10 protein-coding genes are annotated in these 19,347 nt (G+C 44.2%); all 10 read right to left on the bottom strand.

Annotated elements, in window-relative coordinates:
* Positions 1-67: 67 nt before the first annotated feature.
* Positions 68-1,075 (bottom strand): quinone-dependent dihydroorotate dehydrogenase, encoded by a 1,008-nt coding sequence (gene pyrD / locus ACFI6L_RS02860; RefSeq protein ID WP_014949553.1) that lies wholly within the window; start codon positions 1,073-1,075, stop codon positions 68-70.
* A gap of 166 nt (positions 1,076-1,241) precedes the next feature.
* Positions 1,242-6,080 (bottom strand): NAD-glutamate dehydrogenase, encoded by a 4,839-nt coding sequence (locus ACFI6L_RS02855; protein WP_338851363.1) that lies wholly within the window; start codon positions 6,078-6,080, stop codon positions 1,242-1,244.
* A 196-nt stretch (positions 6,081-6,276) separates the two neighbouring features.
* The gene (locus tag ACFI6L_RS02850; protein WP_462573389.1) at positions 6,277-8,595 is read right to left on the bottom strand and encodes an efflux RND transporter permease subunit; all 2,319 of its coding nucleotides are present in this window, start codon (positions 8,593-8,595) and stop codon (positions 6,277-6,279) included.
* Between the two features lie 15 nt (positions 8,596-8,610).
* The gene (locus ACFI6L_RS02845; protein WP_462573388.1) at positions 8,611-9,657 is read right to left on the bottom strand and encodes a WD40/YVTN/BNR-like repeat-containing protein; all 1,047 of its coding nucleotides are present in this window, start codon (positions 9,655-9,657) and stop codon (positions 8,611-8,613) included.
* Positions 9,658-9,736: 79 nt separating this feature from the next.
* Positions 9,737-11,104 (bottom strand): DUF1329 domain-containing protein, encoded by a 1,368-nt coding sequence (locus tag ACFI6L_RS02840; protein ID WP_014949549.1) that lies wholly within the window; start codon positions 11,102-11,104, stop codon positions 9,737-9,739.
* 11 nt (positions 11,105-11,115) lie between these two features.
* Positions 11,116-13,176: a DUF1302 domain-containing protein gene (locus ACFI6L_RS02835; protein WP_462573387.1), complete on the bottom strand. Its 2,061-nt coding sequence runs from the start codon at positions 13,174-13,176 to the stop codon at positions 11,116-11,118.
* Between the two features lie 333 nt (positions 13,177-13,509).
* Entirely contained in the window at positions 13,510-13,752 is a 243-nt protein-coding gene (locus ACFI6L_RS02830; RefSeq protein ID WP_462573386.1) for a DUF2835 family protein, read from the bottom strand.
* A complete protein-coding gene (gene pepN, locus ACFI6L_RS02825) occupies positions 13,739-16,348 on the bottom strand; it encodes an aminopeptidase N (RefSeq protein WP_462573385.1) in 2,610 nt (869 codons plus the stop codon). Before pepN ends, ACFI6L_RS02830 begins: the two co-directional genes overlap by 14 nt.
* A gap of 47 nt (positions 16,349-16,395) precedes the next feature.
* Positions 16,396-17,871, bottom strand: a complete 1,476-nt coding sequence (nhaC, locus tag ACFI6L_RS02820) for a Na+/H+ antiporter NhaC (protein WP_039227711.1) — start codon at positions 17,869-17,871, stop codon at positions 16,396-16,398.
* Positions 17,872-17,943: 72 nt separating this feature from the next.
* The gene (locus ACFI6L_RS02815; protein WP_014949544.1) at positions 17,944-19,278 is read right to left on the bottom strand and encodes a sodium-dependent transporter; all 1,335 of its coding nucleotides are present in this window, start codon (positions 19,276-19,278) and stop codon (positions 17,944-17,946) included.
* Positions 19,279-19,347: the final 69 nt, after the last annotated feature.

The following is a 19,347-nucleotide window of genomic DNA, read 5'->3' as shown; positions in this document are numbered from 1 at the left end:
TCATGTACCTGTTTTTGATGTACGTGCTTAAGAAAAAGCACGTACACGAGAGATTGGTTTGGGTATATTATAACGCGTTTACGATGCGTTTAACGAGCGATGGGCCTTGATAAATAAAAGCCGAGTAGACCTGCACCAGTGATGCGCCAGCGTCCAAGCGTGCTTGTGCCGCTTCGGGTGAGTCAATACCACCAACGCCAATAATAGGAATAGCGCGGTCAAGTGCTTTGTTTAGCTTGCGTGTTACTTCTAAGCTCATATCTGTCATAACTGAGCCACTTAAACCGCCCATTTCCTCAGCGTGCTGTAATCCGGCAACGGCATCACGTGAAAGTGTCGTATTAGTAGCAATTACACCATCCATTTTGCTATTAATTAGCGAAGCAGCAATACTGTCAATTTCCACATCGCTCAAATCTGGCGCTATTTTAATGAACAGCGGCACATATTTACCGTGGGTTTGCGTTAGCGTTTCCTGTGCTGCTTTTAGGCCAACTAACAGCTTATCGAGCGCTTCACCGTATTGGAGGTTTCTTAGGCCAGGTGTGTTCGGTGACGAAATGTTAATAGTGACGTAGCTTGCGTAAGGATAAACTTTGTTTAAACAAATCAGGTAATCGTCGAGCGCATTCGCTTCTTCGGTATCTTTATTTTTACCAATATTAATACCAATAGGCCCTTTAAACTGAGCCTTTTTCACTTGTTCGACAAGATGATCAACACCTTTATTATTAAATCCCATGCGATTAATAATGGCGTGCTTTTCCGGAATTCTGAATAAACGAGGTTTTGGGTTTCCTGGCTGCGGACGAGGCGTTACCGTGCCTATCTCAACAAAACCAAATCCCATGCTCGCAAATGCATCAATACAATCGCCGTTCTTATCAAGACCGGCGGCAAGTCCTACCGGATTATCGAAGGTCATGCCGGCAACGGTAACGGGCTTTTTTATCGTCGGTGTGCTGTACATCCATTTCAGCGGTGTATGTTGGGTCTTGTTTAACCAGTTAATGGTGAAATCGTGACTTTTTTCAGGTTCACACTGAAGCAAGAATTTTTGCACTAGAGATTGCATGGTTATTATTACCGCTCGCTAATTAAGGGCCTGTTGATCATCAACGTATATTGCGCTTGTATGAGGTTTGCTTTTACAAACGATGCTTCAAAAATGTACAGCAATGTTCAGTCGGCCAATAAAAAGCCCTGATAAACAGGGCTTAAATCATTAAGGTGCGTGTATTCTAATGGTTAGACTTCACGCTTAAAAGCATCAATTCACGTAAAGCGACAGAAAATTTCGCAAATTCGTGCGTTGTACTGGTCTTAAACTCAGACATCATGTGATACCAGCGCTTAAGTAGGACTTGATTGCTTTCAATCCACTCATCAAGAATTTGATCTGCACTACTTACGTCTTCGCGAGAAGCTAGCAGGTTAGCTGCAATGGAACGCTGCTGCCAATCTAACTCTTCACGATACGAGGCGCGAGCTAACGCTTGCCAGTGGTTGCTTACCGCCTGGTTGTTTATCTGATCTAAGAACCAGTGAAGTTCTAAACGAGAACCTAGCTGATAGTAAAGCTTAGCGACTACATCGGTATCATGCTTATCTGCTTCAACGATTTGCGCAAGGTCAAAGCTAGAGAACATGTTAGAGAAGCTTGCAACCTGATAAGCGATGTCTTCTGGTACACCCTTATCAATGTATTTCTGCGTAGCGTTTTCAAGCTGAGTAAATTCGCTTTTAACCAAGTAGTTTTGCAGGTTCTTCGATAATATATCGAAGGTACCACGGTAGCTCGCGATGGCTTCTTCAATGGATTGCGTCTTATTACCGTGGCGAATATACCAGCGCGAAGCGCGACGCATAATTCTACGTGCTTCATCTAACATTTTAAGCTGTAGCTGAGCTGGAATAACGTTATCCAGTTGTTCGATGCGCTCCCACAGCGTCTTCATGTTAAAGATACCGTGAACAATTGCGTATGCGTCAGCAATTTCGCTCACACTTGCGCCAGTTTCTTCCTGCATTCTAAACACGAAGTTAAGGCCCATGTCGTTAACCATGTTGTTGGTTAACTTAGTCGCAATAATTTCGCTTCTAAGCGGATGCTGTTGCATGTGTGTTGCGAATTTTTCGCGGAGCACTTTAGGGAAGGCTTCTACTAACAACTTACCGTGGTAAGGATTGTCAGTGATTTCCGGAATATTAAGCGCATCTTTAAGTACCATTTTGCCGTACGCAATCAATACGCTTAACTCTGGGCGAGTTAAACCTTGATCCGTGGCTACGCGATCAGAAATCTCATCGTCACTTGGTATAAATTCCAATTCACGGTTTAGCTGACCTTCACGCTCAAGACCGTGGATAAAGCGAAGCTGTTCTTTAAGTTGCTTAACGCCAGCTAACTCAGTAATAGAGATAGACTGAGTTTGACGGTAGCAGTCTTTCAGTACAATTCGACTTACATCGTCGGTCATATCGTAGAGCAACTTATTACGCTGTTTAAGCGTAAGTTCACCGTCGTTAACTAGGCTGTTAAGCAAGATTTTGATGTTTACTTCGTTATCCGAGCAATCAACCCCACCTACGTTATCGATGAAGTCAGTGTTAACTCGGCCACCGTTAGACGCATATTCAATACGACCTAACTGCGTTAGACCTAAGTTACCGCCCTCGCCCACAATTTTAGCTTGTACGTCACGACCATTGACGCGTAAGTCATCATTAGCACGGTCACCTACGTCTGAGTGAGATTCTTTCTTGCTCTTAATATACGTACCGATTCCACCGTTCCACAGTAGGTCGACTGGCATTTTCAATATATTGTGAATTAGCTCATTAGGCGTCATCGTTAGCTGACGCGTACCTAACCACTTTTTCATTTCAGGTGTAAGCTTGATAGATTTAGACGCGCGGCTAAATACGCCACCGCCTTTTGAAATCAGCTTACTGTCATAGTCTTCCCAGCTTAGGCTTGGATTCTCAAACAGGCGTTGACGCTCTTTATAAGTTGCTGCTGCATCTGGGCTTGGATCGAAGAAAATATGTAAATGGTTAAACGCAGCGATTAGTCGCGTATGCTCTGATAGCAACATACCGTTACCGAATACGTCACCTGCCATGTCACCCACACCAACAGCGGTAAAGTCAGTGGTCTGACAGTCGATACCAATTTCTCTGAAATGACGTTTAACCGACTCCCATCCGCCGCGCGCAGTAATACCCATTTTCTTATGGTCATATCCAATACTACCGCCAGATGCAAATGCATCGCCCAGCCAAAACCCAAACTCTTCCGCAATACCGTTTGCGATATCAGAGAATGTGGCGGTGCCTTTATCTGCAGCAACAACCAAATAAGGGTCGTCATCATCAAGGCGAACAACATCCTTAGGAGGAACAATTTCACCATTTACAATGTTGTCAGTAATATCTAACAAGCTGGTGATGAAAGTGCGATAGCATGCTTGGCCTTCAGCCTGAATAGCTGCGCGACCTTCGCCTACAGGTAGGTTCTTACAAACGAAACCACCTTTTGCACCAACCGGCACGATCACCGTGTTTTTAACTTGTTGCGCTTTTACTAGGCCGAGTACTTCTGTTCTGAAGTCTTCTTGTCTATCAGACCAACGAAGACCGCCGCGGGCAACTTTGCCGCCACGCAGGTGCACACCTTCAACGCGAGGACTGTAAACAAAAATTTCAAACTTAGGCAGTGGTAATGGCATGTCAGGAATGAGTTCCGGCATCATCTTAAATGATACATATGATTTTTCATTGCCGGCATCGTCTGCCTGATAGAAGTTTGTACGTAACGTTGCAGACATCATATCCAGATAACGACGAATAATTCGGTCATCATCCAAGTTGCTAACGTTATCTAACTGTTCCTTAATAGTCTCAAGAATACCTTCCTCTTTTTTCTCATTGCGCTTTTTCTTAGGATTAAAACGCTGGTCGAAAAAGTCTACGAGTAAACGAGCAATGTCTGGATAGTTAGCTAGTGTGTTTGCGATGTAGTCACGGCTGAAAGAACTGCCGGTCTGGCGCATGTATTTAGCATAAGCACGAAGTACCGTAACTTTACGACCAGTCATATTCGCGCCAAGGATAAGGCGGTTAAACGCGTCGTCTTCTAGTGTCTTGTACCACACTTTGGCAAAGGCATCTTGAAAGAGAACCTGGGCGTTTTCCATGTCAAAGTGCTGACCACTTTTATGTAACATGGTGAAGTCCATGACCCAGTTACGTTCACCTTCTGAACACGTAACTTTATAAGGGCTTTCATCGATTACGCGTAACCCAAAATTCTCAAGCATCGGTAACACGTCAGACAAATGAATAGGCTCAGCACGGTGGAAAAGCTTAAGCTTAACTACTTGGCTGTCAGCGTCTTCTTCTTGTGGACGATAGAACAACATATCCAATGTGTGGTTGTCGTCTAACATCTCTAGTTTGCCAATATCTACAAGCGCTGCTGACGGTAGGTTATGCTCCATATAGCTGCGAGAGAAAGCATTGTTGTATTTGCGTTCCAACGCTTTACCCGAAGCCTCACCGTGTGCCGCTGAAATAGCTGACGCGAGTCTGTCATTCCAGGTTTTGGTCAACTCAATAATGTTTTGCTCTATTTCCTTCACATCGAATTCCGCGTTGTTGTCGTTGACTCTAGCAATGTAATGCGTACGGGCATATACAGACTCTGAGAAGAACGTAGTAAATTCCACTTCTTCAGTTGCGCCCAATGACGCTTTAAGTAGCGCTTGGGTTTCTTTGCGTAACTGGGTGTTATAGCGCTCTCTTGGCACAAACACCATGCACGAGAAAAAGCGGCCAAAAATGTCTTTTCGAATGAATAAACGTGAAATTCCACGCTCTTGCATTTGAAAAATACCCATCACAATTTGCGCTAGCTCTTCCGCTGGCGTTTGTAGCAACTCATCTCGTGGGTAGGTTTCTATAATATTTGCAAACGCTTTGTATGCGTGAGTTCCAGGCTCGAAACCAGATAGCTCACAAATACGTTTGATTTTTTCACGTAAAATCGGAAGCTGAGTTACGCTGTTGTTATAGAAAGAGGCAGAATACAGACCTAAGAAGCGGTGCTCACCAACAACCTGACCTTCTTTGTTAAATACCTTCACGCCTACATAGTCCATATATGCAGGACGGTGTACTCGCGCGCGTGAATTTGTTTTGGTCAGAATCAATGGGTTTTTGCTAAGCGCTTCCGCACGGGCCGACGCAGGCAAGCGAGACAACAAACGCTCACGGTCGTTTACTGAGTTTTTAAGCAAACCTAAACTGGTGTCGTTTTGAGGGATCCATCTATGGTCCCCTTCAATGGCTTTAACGTCATAATAACGGTAACCCATCATTGTGAAGTTGTGATCGCCTAACCATTCTAAGTAAGCTTTAGTTTGCTTTTTGGCTTCTGCAGATACAGGCCAGTTAAATTTACCATTGTTTTTAATTACGTCTTGCAAGGTATTTGTCATGCCTTGCCAGTCTTGAACTGCCAGAGAAACTTCATCAACGACAGAGTGCAGTTCTTGTGTTAGAGCATCAATGTCTTTTTTCGATGTTTGTCTATCGATTTCGATAAAGATGACCGTTTCTTTTTTCGCACCTTCAAGCGATTGACCTGGCTCAGCAAACGCTTGAACTTTGTTCGCTTTGTCGCGCTTAATGCCAATTGGGCTGTGAAGGAATAAATGTGCGGTGATGTTCAAACGATTTAGCAACATGCGCACCGAGTCAACCAAGAATGGCATATCCGACACAATAATCTCAACAATTGTGTGGCTTGAGTGCCAGCCGTGTTTGGCAATTTCCGGGTTAAATACGCGTATGTATGGCGACGTATGCTCAAACTTCGCCAAGCCATTCCATAAACTAAGTGTTGCACCATAAAGGTCGCTGTCGTTGCGATTTTCTAGGTCATCGCTTGAAATATTTTTATACAACAGACGTCCGAATTGCTGCACAAGAGACTTCTGCTTGGTATCTACTTTTTTGTCGATAAGTGCAAATACATTGTCTAGCAGTACTGAGTGTCGCTGTGAGGTGACTGTCATTTGTTAACCTTTTTTGAATGTCGTAATACCAATCCAGCTTGGTATAAGTGCCGAGTACCTAACTATTTTCTCTAATAAATGACGCTAATGAAAGCCCATTTTTAACCTTATATTAACAGCATAGATAAGTATGCAGAAAACACCCAAAAAAAAGGGCCTAAAGGCCCTTTTTAATGCTTAGCTATGCAAAAATATTTTATGCATCAGGGTCATTCTTGTTCCACCATAGGAATCTTGCTAGTGCAGGCAGTACAATTATTGCTCCAAGCATGTTCACGACGAACATAAATGTAAGCAAAATGCCCATATCCATTTGGAACTTAAGCGAAGAGAACACCCATGTGCTCACGCCTATTGCCAGCGTAATACCGGTAAATAGCACAGCACTTCCACGTTCTTTTAATGCAGCGAAATATGCTTCTTGAACGGTAGCGCCTTTCTTCAGCATTAAGCTCTTGGTAGAGAGTATATAAATACCATAGTCCACACCTATACCCACGCCAAGTGCGATAACTGGTAATGTAGAAACGGTGAGGCCAATTTGAAGGTATGTCATTAAGGCTTGCGCCAGTACAGACACCACATACAGCGGAATAACAACAACTAACGTAGCACGCAGCGAGCGGAAGCTAATTAGACACAATGCAATAACGGCGCCAAATACATAAAGCATCATAGGGTCTTGCGCTGCACTAACTGCTTCATTAGTTGCGGCCATCACGCCGACAGGACCAGAAGCAAGACTGAACTTCATATCATCGGTTTGATATTCATCGCGATACGCTTTTACCGCTTCAACGACACGAGAGATCGTTTCTGCTTTGTGGTCTTCCATAAACAGAATAATTGGCATGACCGAGCAATCGCCGTTAAGTAAACCAGACGACGTTGGAACGCGAGAAATTGCCTGCACCAATGTTTGCTGGTTACGAGGGAGTACCTGCCACTTAACGTTGCCTTCGTTGTAACCTGCGTTAACAATTTTGGCAACAGATGCCAACGAAACCGCCGATTGAACGCCTTGAACATTTTCCATTTTCCACTGGAAATCGTCCATGGCCTTCATCACGCTGTGTGACGTACAAGCTTCTGGTGTGGTTTCAACCAAAATAGAAATGTAATCTACCGTTACTTCGTACTTATCGGTAATCAGGAAAGTGTCCTGATTGTAGCGTGACGTTTCATGAAGCGCAGGTGCACCCGCATGTAAGTCCCCTATCTTCATATTCTGAGCTTGGAAATGACCAAACACGAATAGGATAGCAGTAACGATAAGAATTATTGCCGCAGGCTTTTTACGTGAACAAGCTGCAATGACTTCCCAGAATTTCGAATTAGCGTTTTCTTTACCCGCGAATTTTTCGACATATTTCTGGTCAAGTTTTAAGAAGCTCATCAGCACAGGCAGCAGCAACAAGTTGGTAAGAATGATTACCGCTACACCCATACTTGCCGTAATAGCCAACTCGCGAATAATGCCGATATCGATTACCAATAACGTCATAAAGCCAACCGTATCAGATAACAATGCAATTCCGCCTGGAACCAGCAAGTTTCTGAATGCCGCCATAGATGCCCGTTTAGCACCAATACCGGTTACTGCTTGTTTTTCTACCGCGTTAATCATTTGTACGCCGTGGCTCACACCAATGGCAAATACCAAAAATGGCACCAGTATTGACATAGGGTCCATACCAAAGCCAATTGAAGTAAGCAGTCCTAGCTGCCAGATAACGGCAATGATTGAGCATACTAATGGCAATAACGTAAGCATGATGCTGCGCGAGAAGAAATACACCATTACCGCAGTAATCGCGATAGCAATGGCGAAAAAGAGCAGCACGTCTTTTGCACCGTCGGCCACATCGCCAATCATTTTCGCAAAGCCAATTATATGAATAGACGTATTTTCGTTTTCATATTGACCGCGAAGCTGCTCTTCAAGTTCTGCCGCTAATGCCAATGTATTGAGAGGTTCGCCAGTTTGCGGGTCAATATCGAGCAATTGCGCTGTTACCATTGCGCAGCTGTAATCACTGGATACTTGTCTTCCGACGATGTTTGCCTTTTCTACGTTGGCAGCCACCAACTCTAATGCTTCTGGGCTTGCAGAATTAAAGTCGGCAGGAATGACCGGTCCGCCTGCAAAGCCGCCTTCCACAATTTCAGTAAAGCGGGTTGAAGGAGAGAAAAGCGAAATAACTAACGAACGGTTCACCCCATTAATAAAGAAGAGTTGGTCGTGAACATTCTTTAGTGTATCGAAGAAGTTTTGATTGTAGATGTTATCGTTTTTATCACACACAGAAACTAATATATTGTTAGCGCCACCAAAATCTTGGCGGTGCTCAATGTACGTTTTCATGTATTCGTGATTTAGCGGTATGTTCTTTTCAAAACCTGCGTCTAAGCGCATTTGTGAAGCTTGGTAACCAAGGAAAACTGTGGCTATAGCAAACAAGGCTACGACAATTTTACGGTTTCCGAATACTAATTTTTCAAGAAAATGGGTCATTGTTTTTATACTGCCCTATTTTAAATTCAACGTTTTAATGCCATTCGCAGTAACGGCAATATTCTTACCATTAAACTGTGTTGCATTAAGAAGCGCGGCTTTGTCTTTAATCTGTGAAACGACAATGCCTTCATCAGCTTCGCAATCTGAAAGGTTTGCATAGGGGTCTCGCATACTGGTGGGTAAAGGTCGCTGTGCGCTTACCATCATCCCATTGTTACCCAAAGCATAAACCTTCGATTCAGAACCAGTTAGAATTGAATTTAGTGTGCTGGTTGAGCAAGTTTGTACGTATTCCCACTCACCTTCGTTTCTGTTAACAAATATATTTCCGCGAAGGCCAACCGCTAGAACGGTATTTTCATCAAGCGGCTTAATATCGAAAAACGATCCTGTATAGTCGACGTAATACCGTTCCCATGATTCTCCCATATTGGTACTTTTGGCTAGTAGCCCGGCTTCGCCTGCTAGGTAAAGCGTATCACCATCAAGGGTAATTCTGTTTAAGTGGGGTAAAATAGATTCAAGTTCTTGCTGATAGAAGTCTTCATCTTCTTTTCGAATATCTTCAAGGTATTCTTGATCCATTGGGTCAAGCAGACTGGCATGACGTTCTGCCGTCCACGTTTTTCCACCGTCTAAGGTTCGATAGAACAAGCCATAGGCACCTGTAGCAATCCCCTGCTTTTCGTTGAAGAATAAAACGTCTAGAAATGGGCGCTGAAGGTCAGGTTGGAAATTTTGTATTTCCCACGTCTCGCCTTTATCTGAAGAATGAAGAATGACAGCGTCGTGGCCCACTGCCCAAATATTATCACCTACAACAGTTGTCGCTGTAAGCGTTGATTGTGTTGGTACGGCTTTTTGATTAAATGCCTCACCATCCTCTGAAACTAACACGTGACCGCGTTCACCGACAATAACGACAAATGTATCAGCGTCAATGTCCAAAAGAACCGATTGCTCAACCAATGGTGCCATGAATGCTTCTTCGGCGATTGCAGTTGTAGAGTAATTAACTGCGAAAGTGGCGGCAATGCACGCTGCAATGGTTTTTTTCATAATTAACCATTCCCCCTATTTATAATTGTCTGCATACAAAAACGGCTGGCAATTGCCAACCGTTTGTTGTTTAAGGCGATTAGCGCATACCTTCTCGTCGTAACGCCTGAGGTGTGAATTCCACATCTCGTGGGCGTACGGTGAAGTCGTACATCTCTTCTTCGTTATCGAGGCCAATGGCCAGGTAACGACGAGAGTTCAAGTCATGGTACACATCCAGCGTAGACCACTGGGTAGGTACTTCATAATAGTTCACACCATACGCTACACCAACACGATAAAGTTCGCCACGATTATCATACATATCAGCAACTTGAATTTGCCAGCTATCTTCATCAATGAAGAATACACGCTTTTGATAAATATGACGGAAACCGTCTTTCAATGTGGCTTCTACTTCCCAAACGCGGTGTTTTTCCCAACGTGTTAGGTCTGGATTAACGTGGTTTGGCTTTAAGATGTCATCGTACTTCGCATTATCTGAATGAAGTGCATAGTTGTTGTATGCAACGAACATTTCTTTCTTACCCACTAACTTCCAGTTGTAACGGTTTGGTGAGCCGTTAAACATATCAAAGTCATCGGTAGTACGAAGGCCATCAGCTGCAGTTCCAGGTGTATCATAAGCAATGTTTGGTGCTAGACGTACACGGCGCTGACCCGTGTTGTAGGTCCATGCTTTACGCGGCTCTTTTACTTGGTCAACTGTTTCATGTACAAGCAGTGCTGTACCCGCCAAACGAGCAGGCTTTGTTACTTTTTGTTTAAACATGAAAAGGACGTTTTCGTCAGTAAGCTTTTCTGGTGTAGCACCTTCTTCTGCGTACTTAATTAATAACTGCTCATCGAAACCGATTACGTTGTAATCACCACCAGTTGTTACTGCAGCTTGACCACCATTACGCTGAACCGCTTCACCGCGATAGCGAAGTATATGGTTCCAAATTGCTTCAAGACCATTTTGTGGAATTGGGAACGGAATACCAAGAACAGCCCCTTTAATTCCGTTACCGCCGTCTAATAGCTCCGCGCTAGTTGCATTTACCTTAGTTGCATCGTAGATAGCCTGGGGATTAGACGCAGAACGACGCGTTGGGTAAACCGGCATACGGAAGGTTTCAGGGTAAGCTTCGAAAAGCTTTTTCTGACCTTCAGATAGAAAGTCCGCATATTCTTTGTAGTTTTGTGCCGTGATTTCAAATAGCACTTTATCTTCAGGGTACGGGTCTGGATGGTGATCACCCACTGTGTAGCCCGCTGGTGCTGAAGTAATACCGCCAGTCCACGCTGGGATACTGCCGTCTGCATTACCTGCTTTCATAGCGCCCAGTGGCGTCAATTCGTTACCTAGTTTATTGGCATCTGCGTCAGACACCTTTGCCATCGCGCTTGCACCTGACAGAGCAAGTGATAAAGCCGCAGCGATAATTCCTACTTTTCTAATCATAAATACCACTCTTAGATTGCATATTTGATGTTAAATGAAACGAAGTCTCTGTCTGATAGCGCATTAGTAGTACCAATACCGCCCCAGAAAGCGCTGTACGACGCAGTTGCTGACCACTTGCTTAGGTAGTCGAACGTCAATGAAATTGCAGCAGACTTAACATCTTCTGTGAAAAGGAATAGAGGGTCTGGTGTTGTACCCTCTACATCGTGAGAGAATGTTGCACGAGCACGTAAGTTAATTCCGGCCATGACGTCGTTGTAATCAGCGACAGCAAGTAAGCGGTAACCCCACGCATCGTCAGTAGCAAACGGGTTAGTCTCTGGTCCGTCTGATAGCGCTTGATGTAAACCTTCACGACTATTGCCATTGATAGGCTCTAGTGACGGCGTACGTGCTGTACCAGGCGCATTTAAGCGAATTACGTTCGGATCTGGCATATCTACAACGTTCACATAGCCTACTTCGCCTAATAGTACGAAGTTGTCAGAGCCAAATTTAGGGCCAAACACGTGTGAGGCAGTAAACTGCATTTGCCATGTATCAGAGAATAGATAACCTTCCGCTGTTTCGCCTGGGCCTACTGCTCTTCCGATATTGTTTAGCTGTGAAATACCTTCTAAATCTGGACGTAGCCCAGCATTCGCTAGCTGCTCTGGCATACCCATGTAAAGCAATTCAACATCATCGATTTGAAGCGGCTCATCTACACGGTAAGCAAATTCACCCGCAAGAGCCGTAGTACCGATGTTAGTGTTAAAGCTCATACCATAAAGTTTGATATCTTCTGGGTAGAAGAACTCTGACTGTGTAAATGCACCCAGTTCAGTGATGTTGTCGCGAGTAACGGTATTAGACGCTAGGAACGCGAGATCCGCGCCAATTCCTTCAGCAGTAAAATCGGATGTCTTACCTGAAATAAGCGGGCGTTGGCTGTGGTAATTGATGTGATAGAAACTAAACTCTGTTTCATTCAAATTTTCAGCAAACCACGTCAAGCGTAAACCGTATTGACCCTGATCGTCCGCGTCATTGTGCGCTTCGTCAGAAAAACCGCGGATAGCCACTTTGGTTGGATAAGCAAGGTAGGCTTGCGAAATGTCAGCTGGATTAGCGCCAGAGCGAAGCAAATCGCCATATCCGTTCAACGCAGTGAGAAGGTGATCTAAGTCGATGTCTGGGTTACCACTGAAACCAAGCTGGATGTTTTGGCGTTGACCGCCCTCACCTGCAAAGTCGTTACCCGCGAAGTAGCTGCCAGAAACTGGAAGCCAGCTGCGCTGCCACTCGTACTGGTAATAACCAGAAATACTCACTGTGTCAGTCAAACCTAAAGACGCGTACACCATCCCTACTGGAAGGAATACTTCTTTAAGTTCTGCACCTGGAGCACGAGCTCGTGTTACATCAACAGGGTTCGTTGTGTTAATACCGTGCTGGATGAATGTACTTTCACCCCAACTGATCACCTGACGGCCTACACGAAGCGTAAATGGTTTGTCGCCAATCCACCAGTCGCCATAGAAGAATGCGTCGTAAAGACGTACATCGGTACACAGTAGGTCTTCTGCTTCAGGGTCTTGACACAAGTCGTATTGGTTACCCGTTATTGGGTTAGAGTATGGACGGTCGCCGTCCATTTGCTCAAAGTCGTAGAACCAGAAACCACGGGCGAAGAAACCATAGTCGCCAAAATTGATATCTAATTCATGAGTACCTGAAATTTGCGTTGCAAACGCGTCACCTGGATCGTGTGCAAGGTTACCAAGGTCACCATTGGTGGAATAACCGCCATCTGCTAAACCCCACACGTCGCCACTTGGGTATAAAGGGTTGAAAGCTGCGTGATAACCGCTCCAGTCGAATTGAGGATGGTTACTGTTACCTATAAGGTCGTAATCTCTTGCCTCTGTTCGAATACTTGTAGCTAATGTAAATGTTGAATCTAAAGAAATACTTACATCACCCACTTGCCAATTCGCAGCGTGTGCTGGTACTGCAGCAGCACCTAGCAGTGAGAGAACTCCCGCTGCTACCGGTGATATCTTAAAAGCGCTAGGCCCGTTTTTCATATTTTTATACTCCCAAGTCGATGTGACTTAATACGTGACATCATGACCAACCATAACGATTAACAAAATCATTACATCATTTTGCCATAACCGCAAGAACTAATCCTACCAGTTAACAAAATTTACAACATTAGTCGTATCAAATAGTTATTGCTTTATTGTGAGTATAAAAGGCATTTATAAACTTGCAGGAAAAATGTACAGAAATATTGCGAAACTGTTGCGTTAAGTATTTTGGAACGCTCAATGACAAAAGAAAACGCATAAGTGTTACGTATGGGAGTGGTGAAAACTCGTATACAAGAGAGTAATTCGTCGCGTACAAAAAAGGCTCTATGTGAGCCTTTCGAAGGATTTTATTTTTTTGTTGGCATCAATAATCATCCTAAAACGACCTTTAATACCATCAGACGTAACAAATTGCCTGAGCCGGTTGGTCGGTACTTGGACGCTTAGGCCTGATTCACTGACCATGACCACATCTGGCATAGATGGAATATAAAGCACCTCACATTGCTTGTAAGGTGCATTTATTGAAAAGTAAAAAACCGAGTCAGTTTGGCTAATGCTTGTCATAAGCAAGGCTTTTACTTACTTTCTCAAACAAATCTTTACTTAAACCTTTGTGATTAAGCAAACGGCCAAGCTGTTGCTTCATATGAACCTGATGCTCGCTTGCAAAGCCCTGCCATTGCGTCAGTGGCGTTACAATACGGGCGGCAACCTGTGGGTTGACCGCATCGAGCTTAAGTAAGTAGTCGGTTACAAATTTATATCCACTGCCATCGAGTGCATGAAACCTTTCGCTGTTATAGAAAGCGAAGCTACCAATAACAGAACGAACACGGTTCGGGTTACTCATTGCGAACTGAGGGTGCTCACATAACATTGTGATAGTCGCAAAGATATCGTCTCGATTTTGTGTAGCGTGGAGTGCGAACCATTTGTCCAAAACAAGCGGGTCATGATTCCACGATTCCTCAAACTGAGCCATCAAACTGTCGAAAGTGGTGGCGCTACAGTGTTGTGCGCTTCTCAACGCGCCTAGCGTATCTGTCATATTATCAGCGGTTTCAAACTGAGAAACCACAATATGCTCGTGTTGGGGTAACCGCGCTAAGTGTGCAAGCACGACATTTTTGCAGCGACGTTGATTCACCGCTTCTTGCGTGTAGCAATACGCGCTTTTCTCGATATTTTCGAAGACTTGTTTTAGCTCTTTTTCGAGTGCGCGAGCAAACTGGTCGCAGAATGCTTTTCTCGCTTTCGAAAGTACGGAAACGTTTATGTTACTTCGGCTTTGGCACAGTGTCTCAAACGAAGGTATGACTAAACATTCACTCAGCAATTCAAGGTTGTTCTGCTCTTGGGCAATCGCTTGCTTGATACCGTTCCAGATTTCATTACTGATACCAGACCCCGGCGATTCCTCTAATTGCTTCACACAGCGGTCATACAATGTTTGCATTGCATCCCACCGATTAAATGGATCCTTCGCATGCTTAAATATAGTAAGTAAAGACTCTGTCCCCAATGGGTTTTCTACTTTCGCTGGCGCTGAGAAGTTACCCAATACTACAGGTGTTAAATTAGTAGTTTTGGCTTCTACAGTAAAACGCATAGAATCATCTTTTAAAATGACCATGCCGTTTTGAATTAACGACTCGTTGTCTGTATAGCTTTTCCCCTCATCATCAATAATCTCGATATTTACAGGAATATATAGAGTAAGCTTTTCTTTCTGATCGGAGGTTGCAGGTGTGTGCTGTGACAATGTAAAGCTATGCTTAACAATGCCATCATCATCGACCTCAGTGCTGTGTGCGACAGAAATCACTGGCGTACCAGATTGACTATACCAGCGGGTAAACTGGGTTAAATCTAAATCAGTAGCAGACTGCATTGCTGAAATGAAGTCATCACAGGTGACAGCCTGACCGTCGTGTCTTCTAAAGTACTCGTCCATACCACGTCTGAAGCCGTCAGGCCCCAATAATGTGTGGAACATGCGAATAACTTCAGCGCCTTTGTCATAAACCGTCACCGTGTAGAAGTTGTTCATTTCAATGACTTCTTCTGGACGTATTGGATGACTCATTGCACTCGCATCTTCTGCAAACTGGTGTTCTCGCATAACACGAACGTGCTTTATACGATTACTTAACGCCGAAGTCATATCAGCGCTGAACTGTTGGTCTCTAAATACAGTAAGCCCCTCTTTAAGGCTTAGCTGGAACCAATCGCGACAAGTAACACGGTTGCCGGTCCAGTTGTGGAAGTACTCATGCGCGATAACCGACTCAACATTGAAAAAGTCATCGTCGGTGGCACTTTTTTGATCGGCTAATACAAACTTACTGTTAAAAACATTTAAGCCCTTGTTTTCCATCGCTCCCATATTGAAGAAATCGACGGCAACAATCATGTAGATATCTAAGTCGTACTCTAACCCGAACACATCTTCGTCCCACTTCATCGCCCGTTTGAGAGATTCTAATGCGAAAATACCTTGAGACTTTTTGCCTTTATCAACATAAAGTTCTAGCGCAACCTCTTTACCGCTAGTGGTGGTGTAGCTATCGGTGAGTAAATCGAAGTCACCGGCAACTAGAGCAAAAAGGTAGCAAGGTTTTGGATGTGGATCGTGCCATTTAACAAAATGCGTATTTTCGTCAACTTCGCCCCTGTCCACTGGGTTGCCATTAGCCAAAAGCATCGGTACTGATTTGTCGGCAACTACCGTCACTGTGTAGACCGACAAAACATCCGGACGGTCCATGAAGTACGTAATGCGACGAAACCCTTCCGCTTCACACTGCGTGCAATAGGCACCACCTGATAAATACAAGCCTTCCAGCGCTTTGTTGTGCTCAGGGGCAATGGTATTGGTAATTTCTAAGACGAACTCATCAAGTTCAGTAACCACGCTTAAAGCGCTATCTGTTACCGTGTATTCATTATCAGATAGGTGCGTACCGTTAATAGAAATAGAATCTAGCGATAAATTATCGCCATCAAGTACTAATGGACTATCGTGCGCGCCATTACGAGTGACGGACAACGTGCTGATAACTTTGGTTTGCGTTGGGTGTAGCGTTACATGTAGGTCAACTGTCGCTATTGAAAAAGCGGGCGGCTGGTAATCCGCCCGGCGTTTAGCTTGAACTGACATAGATCCTCCTGGAAGAAAGCCTACGTGGGTTTAATTGGAACTCTGTGTTAAACCGTATCTTTGCTGTTTACTTCAACATGCGGTGGCGTAATACGTAAAATCTTAATACCTAAATACGCATAAATAACAGCAAGGATCGGGTTGATTACGTTGAAGAATGCATAGAATACGTAATCAAATGGATTGACTAATAGAACACTGTGCATGTAAGCACCACAGGTGTTCCAAGGAATAAGTGGAGACGTAAGTGTGCCGCCGTCTTCAAGGCTGCGAGAAAGATTCAATTGGTCTAAACCACGTTTTTTGAATTCTTCTTTGTACATACGGCCTGGCATCACGATTGAAATATACTGATCTGCAGTAACCAGGTTGGTACCAAAACAAGTAAGAATGGTTCTGCTCACCATATCCCCTGCGGATTTTGCACCAATTAATATGGCAGAAACTGCACGCTTTAATAGGCCAACACGCTCTAATACGGCACCGAACGACATTGCACAGATGATCAACCAAATGGTATTTAACATAGAAGACATGCCACCACGAGAAAGCAAGCTGTTTAAGTTCTCGTCAGGCGTTGAGAAGCTTACGCCATCGAATAGCGCAGTCCAAACTACCTTCAACGCACCTACATTCACCGAGTCGTCAGCACTTGCCATAGAAGTAACCACATCCCACTGGAATACAACTGCCCAGACGCCACCTAACAAAGCGCCGATAAAAACAGCTGGAAACGCAGGCATCTTTTTAATCGCTAAAGTGAGCAAAACGACAAGGGGAATTAACAAATGCCAACCTAAGTCAAAAGACTCGTTTAACAAAAGTTGCATTTGCTCAATGCGTTCTGCTTTGGCCTCACCCACTTCACTAAAGCCCAGTACCGTAAATAGAATAAGCGCAATAACAAAGCTCGGAATCGTCGTCCAAAGCATGTAACGGATGTGCTCAAATAAATCCGTGCCCGCAACGGCAGGCGCTAAGTTTGTTGTTTCAGATAAGGGCGAAATTTTATCGCCAAAGTACGAACCTGATACTACTGCGCCGGCGGTTATGGCTGCCGACATTTCCATGCCTGCAGAAACGCCCATTAGCGCAACACCCACAGTCGCCGCGGTAGTCCAAGAACTACCTATACTCATTGCAACAACCGCACAAATCAGACAAGCGGCAGCATAGAAAAACGAGGGGTTAAGCAACTCTAAACCGAAATAGATAAGCGTAGGCACGGTTCCGGCTAGCATCCATGTGCCAATAAGAGAACCTACCGCTAACAGAATTAAGCAGGCACCTAAAGACATTGAGATACCGTCTACAATGCCCTTTTCGATAGTTTTCCAGCTGTAGCCATTTTTCATTCCAATGATAGCAGCTAAGCCCATCGCTAGAAGAAGTGCAATTTGGTTTGGACCGTAAGAAGAGTTATCGGCAAACAAATAAACTGCGCTTCCCATCATTATGACTAACGCAAGAATAGGAAGCATTGCATCGAGAAGTGACGGCGTTTTTATTTCTTTATTCGTCATTGTCGTTTTTTAAAACCTTATTATTGTATTTGTAACGCGTTAAGCGTGTTGTCCGCTTTTTACCAGAATGCTTTAGAAAACTGAGCGGTAGAACATAAGCGCAATGATAACGGGACACACAAAGCGTACGTACCAAGGCCAAATCTTCCAGAAAATGCTGTGTTCAGCAAACTGATCACCTTGTTTAAGTTCATCGAGTATTGCATCTCTGCGCCACACCCAACCTGCGAAAATACACAAGGCGAGTCCTAGTAACGGTTGGCTATACTCGGTAGTTAATGCGATAACAAAGCCGAACAAGGTTTCAAAATTTAAGATGATGATGCAGCTTAATACAAAGATGACCGATGCCATTAATAACACGGCCTTTTTACGTTGAAGACCTTTACTTTCTACCATAAACGCAACGGGAACTTCCAACATTGAAATTGAAGACGTGACGGCAGCAATCGCCATTAGCGCGAAAAAGGTAAAAGCAACGAAAAGACCTACGCTACCAATGGTATCAAAAAGTGCTGGTAGAACTTTGAAAATCAGCGTGTCACCTTGGATTAACGCGCCTTCCGGCGTGAAGATTTCAACGCCGTTGTTTAATGCAACGTACATGGCCGGGATAATAAGCATACCCGCAATAACCGCAACACCGATATCGACAAGCGCTACCGACGCACCAATGCTTGGTAGATTTTCATTTTTACTTAAGTATGAACCATAAACCAGCATGGTACCCACACCTAAAGACATAGAGAAAAAGGCTTGTCCCATGGCGTTAATTAATAAGTCTGGGTCTAGAACGCGAGAGAAGTCAGGTACTAAATATGCTGACCAACCTTCTACGGCACCAGGCTGTAGGCTCACATAAACAATCAGTGCAAGAATGAGAATAACCAATGTAGGCATCAAACGCACCGACCACTTCTCAATGCCTGACTTTACACCACCGACAACGATAAATGCAGTTAAGCCCATGAATAAGAAGCAGAAAATAATGTTACGCGTAACTGATGAAGTGAGTAGCCAGTCGCTAGCACTCGTAAATCCCACCATGCTAACGGCTGCATCGGCGAAATAAACCAGCATCCATCCGCCTACAATAGCGTAGAATGCAAGGATAAGTGACACGGTAACACAGCCCCAAATGCCCGTTAGCCTTCCGACGAAATTGCCTGATATTTTACCTAAAGCGTCAACCATATTCGAACGTGAACTACGACCGATTATAAGTTCTGCCATAAGTACGGGATAAGCGAGTACAAAAGCCAGCAGTAAGTATACGAGAACAAATGCTGCGCCGCCGTTACTTGCTACCTTTGTAGGAAAGCCCCAAATATTACCTAGTCCTACTGCCGAGCCTGCCGCTGCTAGCACGAACCCTATTCGAGAGGAAAATTCGCCTCTGATAGCCATGTTATTTCCCTTTATTATTGTTTTAATAATTTATAGACACAAAAAAAGGGCTGGCCCTAGACCAGCCCT

It is taken from the genome of Alteromonas sp. G4i35 (assembly GCF_054960375.1).
This window is presented reverse-complemented; position numbering and strand designations above follow the sequence as displayed.